At 61.4% G+C, this 9,176-nt stretch carries 8 protein-coding genes; 3 read left to right on the top strand and 5 right to left on the bottom strand.

Annotated elements, in window-relative coordinates; all coding sequences use genetic code 11:
• Nucleotides 1–109: 109 nt before the first annotated feature.
• From VFE81_RS02045 to VFE81_RS02065, 5 genes are all read right to left on the bottom strand, one after another.
• Nucleotides 110–961 carry a carbohydrate ABC transporter permease gene (locus VFE81_RS02045; protein ID WP_325042994.1) on the bottom strand — a complete coding sequence of 284 codons (852 nt, stop codon included), beginning with the start codon at nt 959–961 and terminating at the stop codon, nt 110–112.
• A 10-nt stretch (nt 962–971) separates the two neighbouring features.
• Nucleotides 972–1,970 (bottom strand): sugar ABC transporter permease, encoded by a 999-nt coding sequence (locus VFE81_RS02050; protein WP_325042995.1) that lies wholly within the window; start codon nt 1,968–1,970, stop codon nt 972–974.
• A 63-nt stretch (nt 1,971–2,033) separates the two neighbouring features.
• On the bottom strand, nt 2,034–3,287 hold the full coding sequence (locus VFE81_RS02055; protein WP_325042996.1) for an ABC transporter substrate-binding protein: 1,254 nt from the start codon (nt 3,285–3,287) through the stop codon (nt 2,034–2,036).
• A 74-nt stretch (nt 3,288–3,361) separates the two neighbouring features.
• Nucleotides 3,362–5,356, bottom strand: a complete 1,995-nt coding sequence (locus tag VFE81_RS02060; RefSeq protein ID WP_325042997.1) for a beta-galactosidase — start codon at nt 5,354–5,356, stop codon at nt 3,362–3,364.
• Nucleotides 5,357–5,366: 10 nt separating this feature from the next.
• Nucleotides 5,367–6,524: a sn-glycerol-3-phosphate ABC transporter ATP-binding protein UgpC gene (locus VFE81_RS02065; protein WP_325042998.1), complete on the bottom strand. Its 1,158-nt coding sequence runs from the start codon at nt 6,522–6,524 to the stop codon at nt 5,367–5,369.
• 192 nt (nt 6,525–6,716) lie between these two features.
• Here VFE81_RS02065 and VFE81_RS02070 point away from each other — a divergent pair, with 192 nt between their 5' ends.
• The 3 genes from VFE81_RS02070 to VFE81_RS02080 all read left to right on the top strand — a co-directional run.
• Complete coding sequence (locus VFE81_RS02070; protein ID WP_325042999.1) at nt 6,717–7,754, top strand: LacI family DNA-binding transcriptional regulator; 1,038 nt, start codon at nt 6,717–6,719, stop codon at nt 7,752–7,754.
• A 47-nt stretch (nt 7,755–7,801) separates the two neighbouring features.
• Nucleotides 7,802–8,242 carry a flagellar brake protein gene (locus tag VFE81_RS02075; RefSeq protein WP_325043000.1) on the top strand — a complete coding sequence of 147 codons (441 nt, stop codon included), beginning with the start codon at nt 7,802–7,804 and terminating at the stop codon, nt 8,240–8,242.
• A gap of 480 nt (nt 8,243–8,722) precedes the next feature.
• A partial coding sequence (locus tag VFE81_RS02080) for a substrate-binding domain-containing protein (protein WP_325043001.1) occupies nt 8,723–9,176 on the top strand: 454 nt, incomplete at its 3' end.

Genomic DNA, 9,176 nt, shown 5'->3' on the forward strand with positions numbered 1-9,176 from the left:
CAGGACATCCGTGTGCATTTCAATGTGAACCAGCGAGCGCGCCCCGAGATTCTGGGCCGTATCAGGACATCGGCAACCATAGAGCGACTGTATTTCCGTAACGTTCGCCTCACCCCTTCGTCGCCCCAAACGTCAACCCGGCCACGAAATGCTTCTGCATCGCGAAGAACATGGCGACCGACGGCAACGCGGCAAGGATCGACCCGGCGGACACAAGATTCCACGCGGTGGTCCATTGCCCCTTCAATGCCGCGACACCCACCGTAATTGGTGCGGCGTCGTCACCTTGCGTCAGACACAGCGCCCAGAAGTAGTCATTCCACACGAACGTGAACACAAGAATCGCGAGGGCCGCAAGCGCGGGGCGGATTAAAGGCAATACGATCCTGAAGAACACGGTCCATTCATTGGCGCCTTCGATCCGCGCCGCCTCGACCAGTTCAAACGGCAGTTGCTTGATGAAATTCCGCAGAAAGAGCGCGCAAAATCCAGTCTGAAACGACACGTGAAACAGAATCAACGCGCTTACCGTATTGAACAAGCCGAGCTGCAACGACAGATCCCGCACCGGAATCATCAACACCTGAACCGGGACAAAATTGCCGGCGACAAACGTCGCAAACAAAGCCGAATTGCCGCGAAAACGATAGATGGCCAGCGCGAATCCCGCCATAGCCGCGAGTGCAATCGAGCCGACCACAGCAGGCACCGTAATCAGCACGCTGTTCCAGAAGTAATGCAGCATCGGCGAAGTCGTCAACGCCTCGCGATAGTTATCGAACATCGCAAAGTGCTTCGGCCAGCCCCAGTAGTTGCCCTCGCTCAGTTCCTCAGTCGAACGCACCGAGGTCACGAGAACCGCGATCATCGGCAGCAGCCAGATCAGCAGCGCGAAGGGCAACGTCAGTTTGTACGCGCGGCGCGTCGCCGGCGTCCATTTGTCGATCGGGATTGGAAACATGATCGGCTCCTTATTGCTCGGTGCGCAGCATGCGGCGCAAGTGATAAACGATGTACACGAGCATGATCCCGAACAGCACGACAGCCACCGCCGCGGAATAGCCGACGCGGTAATACTTGATCGCCTGGTCGTACATGTAATACGCGAGCACGGTCGAACTTTCGAACGGTCCGCCGCCGGTCATCACCGAAATCAGATCGAAGCTGCGCAACGCGCCGATCACCGTGACAACGATCGCCATGAACGTGGTCGGCCGCAATTGCGGCAGGATCACGTGCCACAGCATCGACCAACCACGCGCGCCCTCCATCCGCGCAGCCTCGATCTGCTCGGCGTTCAGTGACGTCAGGCCGGTCAGGTAGAGAATCATGCAATAGGCCGTTTGCGGCCACAGCGCCGCGAACACGATCCCAAGGGTCGCGTAGCGGGGATCGCCGAGCACCGGCACGCCGTGCCCGAGAATCACCGCGAGCAGGCCAAAGGTCGGATCGTAAAACCACGAGAAGATCAAACCGACCACCACGCCCGATAAAACGAACGGCGCGAAGAACAACGATTTGACGATGCGAATACCGGCCACCGCCTGATTCAGATAGAGCGCGACGGCGAGCCCCATCGGCGGGGCAAGCAGAAACAGCAGCAACCAGATGAGGTTGTTCTTCAGCGCCGTGTAGAACGTCTGCGTATGGAACAACTCGACATAATTTGCGAGGCCGACGAAAGTTGGGTCGGTCATCCCATCCCAGTTGAAAAAGCTCAGGTGGATGGTCGAGATGATCGGCCACACGACGTAAATCGCCACCATCACGCAGGCCGGCGCGAGAAACAGAAAGGCGGCTCGCCGCTGCCGGCGCGCGGTCGGTGATGGACGGCGACGGCGTGCCACATGAGGTGGCCCACCGCGCAATGCACCGCCCGAAGCCGGTACGCCCGAAGCCGGAAAGCCAGAACCGCCGGGTTCGGCAGGCCCGCCAACAGTGTGACGGGTAACGGAGTGCGACACGATCATTCTCCCGATCGAACGTAGCGAGTTGACGCTTAAACAGGCGGCCCATCAACGGGCCGCCACGGCTCACTTCTTGTATATCCGCTTGCGCGTCTGCTCGAGTTGCGCGAGCACGTCGTCGAGCTTTGAAGGATCAGAGACGAATTGCTGCATCCCCTTCATCCCTTCATCGGCCATTTCCTTCGTCATATCACGATCGTAGAACTGCGCAATGCCGCCCTTCGTGTTCGAGAGAATCTGGAAACCGATCTTCGAGATCGGATCCTCGGGCTCAGGCGACTTGCTGTTCGCCGACAGCGAGCCGAGTCCGACCGCCAGCTTCGCGCCATTTTCCGGCGTCTCGACGAACGCGAGGAACGCGTGCGCGTCCGCCTTGTTCTTCGCCTTGGACGGAATATGCAGCGATTCGACCGGACCATCTTCAGCCGTTGGCACGCTCGCGTCGATGATCGGGAACTGGAAGTAACCCATTTCCGGTTTCACGTTCGGCGGAAAGCCAGCGGAGATGAAGGTACCCATCAGCATCATCGCGGCCTTGCCCTGGAACAGGAACGGTTGCACCGAATCCAGATCGTAGGAGAGCGAGTTGTCGATGAAATAGCCGGCATCGATCAGTTGCTTCCACGTCGTGTAGACCTTCTTCACACGCGGATCGGTGTACGCGATGTCGCCCGCCATCAGTTTCTGATGGAACGCGTTGCCGTTCAGGCGCAGGTCGAGATAATCGAACCAGCCGGCCAGCGTCCACGAATCACGGCCTGCCACTGCAATCGGCGTAATGCCTGCCGCTTTCAGCTTCTTGCAGTCGTCGAGAAACTGGTCCCACGTTTTCGGTTCGCTGGTAATGCCGACCTTCTGGAACAGGTCCTTGCGATAGAACATGCCCCACGAGTAATACACGGTCGGCGCGGCGTATTGCTTACCCTTATACGACGACGCTTCCTTCGTCGACGCATACATGTCGTTCCAGCCGTTCTTCGCCCAGTCGCCGCTCAGATCGTCGAACAGGCCGCGTTGCGCGTAATACGCCATCCGCTCGCCGTCATGCCAGTTGACGATATCGGGCGCGACGGTGGAGAGCCAACCGGGCAACTGCACCTTGTACGCTTCTTCATCGACGAACGACACCTTTACGTCAGTACCGGGGTGCGTTTTCTTGAAGTCGTCGATGATCGACTGCCAGACGGCGCGTTGACTCGCGCCCTTGAACGCGATGTTGACCGCGAGCGTGCCGGCCTGCGCCGTGCTGACAACGGATGTGCCTGCGGCCGCCGCGGCAAGCGCAAGTGCCAGCAGAATTTTTCGAGGTTTCAGTGCCATATTGCCGTCTCCTTTATTCCTTGATTTTGCGTCGTTGTTGTTACTGCATGGAATCCTTCGTTCAGCGCTTCAAATCATTTGCCCGATCGATAAACGGCCACACCCTGCGGTTCGATAACGCGTGAGCCGATCACGAAAGCGTCGTCGGCGACATTGGCGAGCGTGTGAGTCTGATCGCCGTAGTTCAACACGTAGGTCAGTGCGCCACGACGGCTGACCCGCACGCTGTCGCCAGGCGGCAACGTGTCGACGCCAGCTTCCCCGGCGATCTGTGCGAACAGGCGGACGGTCAGCGCATCGTCGAACAGGCTCGCGAGGTAGTGAAACGCGCCGCTTTTCACATAGGCGGGATGGCCGTCGGCGAAATGGGCGCGCACGTCGAGAGCGTTCGTTGCAGGGCTGCCGACGTCGATGAAATCGCGCCAGTGGCGCGCTACGCCGTCTTCCACGGCCGCGTCCTGGTTGTCCGCAAGCCGCACCGCTTCAGTCACATTCGGCCGCATCGATTCGACACGCCACACACGCAGCGGCATCACCGAGGCAAGTGCGCCCGGCGGCAGGTTCGCCGGAATCTGCAAATCCGGAGTCTTCGAACCGGTGCGCGGACCGAGCACGACTTGCGCGCCCGAGCTTGCCAACCGCGCGGCAAAATCGGCGGGCACAACCGGCAGCGGCGGCACAACGATCAGACGATAGCCGTCGAGCGGTGCATCGACAGGCACGATATCGACGTCGAGTCCGAGCGAACGCAGTGCCGAGTAATACTCGAATGCAAAGCGCGGATAGTGAAAGTCCGCACCTTGAGGATGAATCTCGAAGAGCCACTTCGCTTCGTAGTCGTAGACGAGCGCGACCTTCGAGCGGATCGCGGCATTGGCGTCGGCGCTTGCGGCGAGCACCTTGCGAATCTCATCGGCAACCTGCGCGGCTTCGCTTCCGCCGACGTCGAGCCTGTTATCGGGCGTATTCAACCCGGCGTGCATCTGTTCCTGTGCAAACGGCGCCTGACGCCAGCGGAAATACGACACGCAGCCCGCGCCGTGCGCGAACGCTTCCCAGCTCCACAACCGCACCATGCCAGGCAGTGGCGCGGGATTCCACTGCGCCCAGTTCACTGGACCGGGCTGCTGCTCCATCACCCAGAACGGCAGCTCCGACATGCCGCGGTACACGTCGTGATTGAACGAAGCGAAGTCGGGATGCCCGCTGCGCAACCAGCGCGCCTTCACGTCCGGCGCAAACCACTGCTCCTCGAGCCCGCCAAGCGGATAGCTGTCCCATGCCGCAACGTCGAGATCGGCCGCCACCTTGTAGTGATCGAACTCGGCAAAGAGCTGCATGAAGTTGTGCGCGACCGGCCGCCCCGGCGAATGCCCGCGGATGATCTCGACCTGCATGCGGTTGTAGCGCGCCACTTCGTCGGAGGCGAAGCGCCGGTAATCGAGCCGGTGTGATGGATGCGCTTCGGTAACGGTCGCCACCGGCGCATCGATCTCGTCGAAGCTGCGGTATTCCATGCTCCAGAACACTGTGCCCCACGCACGGTTCAGCGCATCGACGGTTTGATAGCGCGCCTTGAGCCACTCGCGAAAGCGCTCCACGGCTGCCGGCGAATAACTGACTACCGTGTGATGGCAACCGAATTCGTTATCGGTCTGCCAGTACGCGACAGCCGGATGTTTGCCGTAACGCTCGGCGACTGCCGTGCAGATCCGCTGCGAGGCGGCGAAATACGAAGGCGACGAGAAGTCGTAATGACGGCGCGAGCCGAAAGCGCGAGGGCGACCGTCCGCGCCGATCGGCAGAATGTCCGGATGACGGTCGATCAGCCACTTGGGCGGCGTCGCCGTCGGCGTGCACATGACGACCTGCAAACCGGCCGCGCCGAGTACGTCGATCGCGCGATCCAGCCAGCCCCAGTCGTATTCGCCTGGCGTGGGCTCCATTCGGCTCCATGCAAATTCGGCGATCCGCACCTGCTCGATGCCGAGGGCTTTCATCCGGCGAGCGTCGTCTTCCCACATCGACTTCGGCCAGTGTTCCGGGTAATAACAGACTCCAAGGCGCATCAGAATGTCCTTATGCGTAGTGTTCGACGGATTCGAGCGAAGCGGCGGCAAAGCCGTCTTCGGTAAACAGATGGCAAGCGCGGCTCGGGACGCGCAAGCTCGCACGGTCACCCGGCGCGAGGCGTGTATCGCCCGGGGCCTTGGCGATCAGCGCGGCAGCGCCAGGATGATCGAGGTGGACATAGCTGTGCTCGCCGAGCTGTTCGACGAGCGACACGGTGCGAGTCAGGACGGCGTCCTGCGCGTTTTCAGATGCGGCCGCGGCGATAAATTCCAGATGTTCCGGTCGCACGCCGAGCGTGACGACTTGCGAAGCCTGAATCCCGTCGCCGCTGACCGGCACGCGCACGTTTTCGTCCGTGTGATCGAGCGTGATAACCACGCCTTGCGGATCGACAGACGCCACCCGCCCCGGCAAAAAGTTCATGCGCGGCGAGCCGATGAAACCGGCAACAAAGCGGCTCCGGGGACGGTGATACAACTCGAGCGGCGCGCCGATCTGCGCGATGCTGCCGTAGCGTTCGGTGTCCTTGCCCGCGTGCAGCAGCACGATCTTGTCGGCGAGCGTCATGGCTTCGATCTGATCGTGGGTGACATACACGACGCTGGCTTTGGCGAACTGCTTATGCAGTCGCGCGATTTCGACGCGGGTCTGGCCGCGCAGCGTCGCGTCGAGATTGGAGAGCGGTTCGTCGAACAGAAACACGCCCGGCTCACGCACGATGGCCCGGCCAATCGCTACACGCTGACGCTGGCCGCCGGACAATGCTTTCGGCAGGCGTTCGAGCAACGCCTCCAGTTGCAGGATGCGCGCGGCTTCGCGCACCTTGCGGTCGATTTCGTTTTTCGGGGTTTTCGCCAGCTTCAGGCCGAATGCCGTGTTCTCAAACACGGTCATATGCGGAAACAGCGCGTAGCTCTGGAACACCATTGCCACACCGCGCTGCGCCGCCGGGACGTCGTTGACGAGTCGGCCCGCGATCGACAGGTCGCCGTCGGTGACGTCTTCGAGGCCCGCGATCATGCGCAGCAAGGTGGACTTGCCACAGCCGGACGGACCGAGAAACACGCAGAACTCGTTTTCCCCGATCTCCAGATCGACGTCGCGGATCACCAGCGCGCCGTCGCCATACGCCTTCTGCACGCCCTTCAACGAAATGCTCGCCATCGCATCGACTCCGTGATTTAATCGGCTCGACGTCGGAGATTAAGCGCTTAATCAGTAAAGCCTAAAAAAATCGATCGCATGCGATCACAGGGCCTTACCTGTCTCCGATATCGTTTTGTTTGTGCGGCAAATGGTGCCGCGCCTTTGGCTGCGACGCAAATATCGAACAGTCATCCCAAATATTGAAAGGCCATGTCCACACTTAGCGAAGTCGCGCGTCACGCCGGCGTTACCCCTGCTACGGTATCGAACGTCCTGCGCAATCGCGGCCGGGTCGGCGCGGCCACCCGGCAGCGGGTGCTCGACGCCATCGAGGCGCTCGGCTACCGCCCGCATCTGGCCGCCCGCGCGCTCGCCGAAGGCCGCGCGCCGACGCTGGCGCTGATGGTGTCGAGCATTGCCAATCCGTTCTATCCGGAGTTCGCGCTCGCGGTCGAACACGCGGCGCGCAGCAGCGGCCACTTCGTGATCATCTGCAATACGAACGAAGATCCGCTGATCGGGCGGGCGTATCTCGACCAGATCGCGGGGACGCTCTCCGAGGGTGTACTCGTGACGAATGCGAACCTCGATTTTGCGGACCTTCATACGACCGAATCGCGCGGCACGCCCGTGGTGCTGTGCATGTGGGAGCGGCCTAATGAACCGCCGGGACTGCCGTGTGTCGCAGTCGATTTTCGTCTGGCTGGCGAATTGGCCGGCACGCATCTGCTGGAACTCGGCCATCGGCGGATCGGCGCGGTTGTCGGCAGCAAGGCTTCGGGCATTCACGCGGCCCGGTACGAGGGATTTGCCGAGGCGGTGCGTGCGGCCGGTGCGCCCAAAAGCCCGGTCAAGCATGCGCCCGATACGATACAAGGCGGCTACACCGCAACGCGCGCGCTGCTGGAGGCCGATCCGACACTCACCGCGATCTTCGCGACCAACGATCTGCCGGCGCTCGGCGCGATGCACGCGGCCGCCGATCTCGGTTTGAACGTGCCGGGCGATCTATCCGTGGTCGGCATTACCGATATTCAACTGGCGCGCGAGTCGCGGCCCGCCTTGACGACGGTCGCCGTGCCGACCGTCGAAGTCGCCGGTCTCGCGGTATCGCTATTGCGCGAGTTGATCGAGTCGTCGTATGGGCAAGCGGGCCGCGAGGTCACCGCAAGCGTGCCGATGCGGATTTCCTCGCCGCCGCAACTGGTTGTGCGCGCATCGACCGGGGCGGCGCGTCAGGCGCGTTGAATGATGGCATTCGCACGGAGTTCACGACGCTTAACGCAACCCCAATCATGTTCGAAGGGCGCCCGGCTTTAGAGGCATCCTTCCCTTCACTCCTGTACTACGTTCAACGCCGCGAATTCTTCCGCGTGCAAACGCCCGTGCTGGATCCGTATATCGCCAGCGGACCGTATGTGGACGGCGGTTCGTTCCGGCTGGAATTGCAGGACCTTTCATTGGGCGGCGTGGCGTTGAAAACCGCCGATGAGCGCTTCGGCTCGCTTGAAGGGGGCACCGTCCTGCGCGACGTGACGCTGCAGCTCGGCAGCTTCGGCACGCTTCGGCTCGATCTGGAAATCGTCGCGCCACGGCAATTGACTACGCCGAAGGGCGACCGGCGCTTCGTGATCGGCTGCAAATTCGTGCAGACACCAGGGACGGCTGAACGGACCTTGCAGCGTGTCGTCACCCAACTCGAAACGAAACGTCAAACGCTCGTGACGCGCCGGTAAGCACCCTCCAGCGCGCTCGCTGCGATTCTCACGGCATTAATCTGGTGTACGGTCATCGCTGTGAGAATTGTTGTTTTCAGCCGCCACTGAAAATTTTCGCGACGGCTGCCAATACGTTCGAAAACGCCCCCTTAAGATTTCAATTCACCTTCGATCGAGCCAGGACTTTCCCCAAGTTCCTGCGTTCGATCTCGCACCGCATTACGCCCGCTAATCCCCGCCCCATAAGCTCTTCCGCCCTCCCAGCCGTTTCGGCATGTGAACGTCCATCCCAATCGTTTTCTTGACGAGCGTCCGACCGCCTGCTGTACTAAATCAATCCAAGTGATTTAGGCGGTCCGCTTCGGATTGCCCTGGAATTGCATTGGGGTTCCAAGCGAGGTCCCCAATCAGGCTGCAAAAGGTTGCAAGCGCGCAGCGTTCGCGTGTGCATCCGCCCGCAGTTCACAACGTCGTTGCCAATAACCGGAGGAGCGTCCCATGAATCTGAATTCCCGCAGGCACCCTGTCGCCAGGAAAATCGTGTCGATGTGCGTAGCGGCATCGGCCGTGTGGTGTGCGAGCGCGAGCCAGGCGGCCGACCAGCCTGTCGTCGGCCTCATCACCAAGACCGACACGAACCCGTTCTTCGTGAAGATGAAACAGGGCGCCGAAGCGGCCGCCTCGAAAGACGGCGCCAAGCTGCTCACCGCCGCAGGCAAGTTCGACGGCGACAACGCGAGCCAGGTCACCGCCATCGAAAACATGATGACGGCCGGCGCGAAAGCCATTCTGATCACGCCGAGCGATACCAAAGCAATCGTGCCGAGCATCAAGAAAGCGCGCGCGGCCGGTGTGATGGTGGTCGCGCTCGACACGCCGACCGATCCGCAAGATGCCACCGATGCCCTCTTCGCCACCGACAACTTCAAAGCCGGCGTGCTGATCGGCAAGT

Origin of the sequence: Paraburkholderia sp., from assembly GCF_035656215.1 — a bacterium.
Taxonomy (GTDB): Bacteria; Pseudomonadota; Gammaproteobacteria; order Burkholderiales; family Burkholderiaceae; genus Paraburkholderia.

Bases quoted from the DNA above. Each gene is read 5' to 3' on its own strand.
- VFE81_RS02045 (WP_325042994.1), bottom strand. From the start codon at position 961: ATGTTTCCAATCCCGATCGACAAATGGACGCCGGCGACGCGCCGCGCG.
- VFE81_RS02050 (WP_325042995.1), bottom strand. From the start codon at position 1,970: ATGATCGTGTCGCACTCCGTTACCCGTCACACTGTTGGCGGGCCTGCC.
- VFE81_RS02055 (WP_325042996.1), bottom strand. From the start codon at position 3,287: ATGGCACTGAAACCTCGAAAAATTCTGCTGGCACTTGCGCTTGCCGCG.
- VFE81_RS02060 (WP_325042997.1), bottom strand. From the start codon at position 5,356: ATGCGCCTTGGAGTCTGTTATTACCCGGAACACTGGCCGAAGTCGATG.
- VFE81_RS02065 (WP_325042998.1), bottom strand. From the start codon at position 6,524: ATGGCGAGCATTTCGTTGAAGGGCGTGCAGAAGGCGTATGGCGACGGC.
- VFE81_RS02070 (WP_325042999.1), top strand. From the start codon at position 6,717: ATGTCCACACTTAGCGAAGTCGCGCGTCACGCCGGCGTTACCCCTGCT.
- VFE81_RS02075 (WP_325043000.1), top strand. From the start codon at position 7,802: ATGTTCGAAGGGCGCCCGGCTTTAGAGGCATCCTTCCCTTCACTCCTG.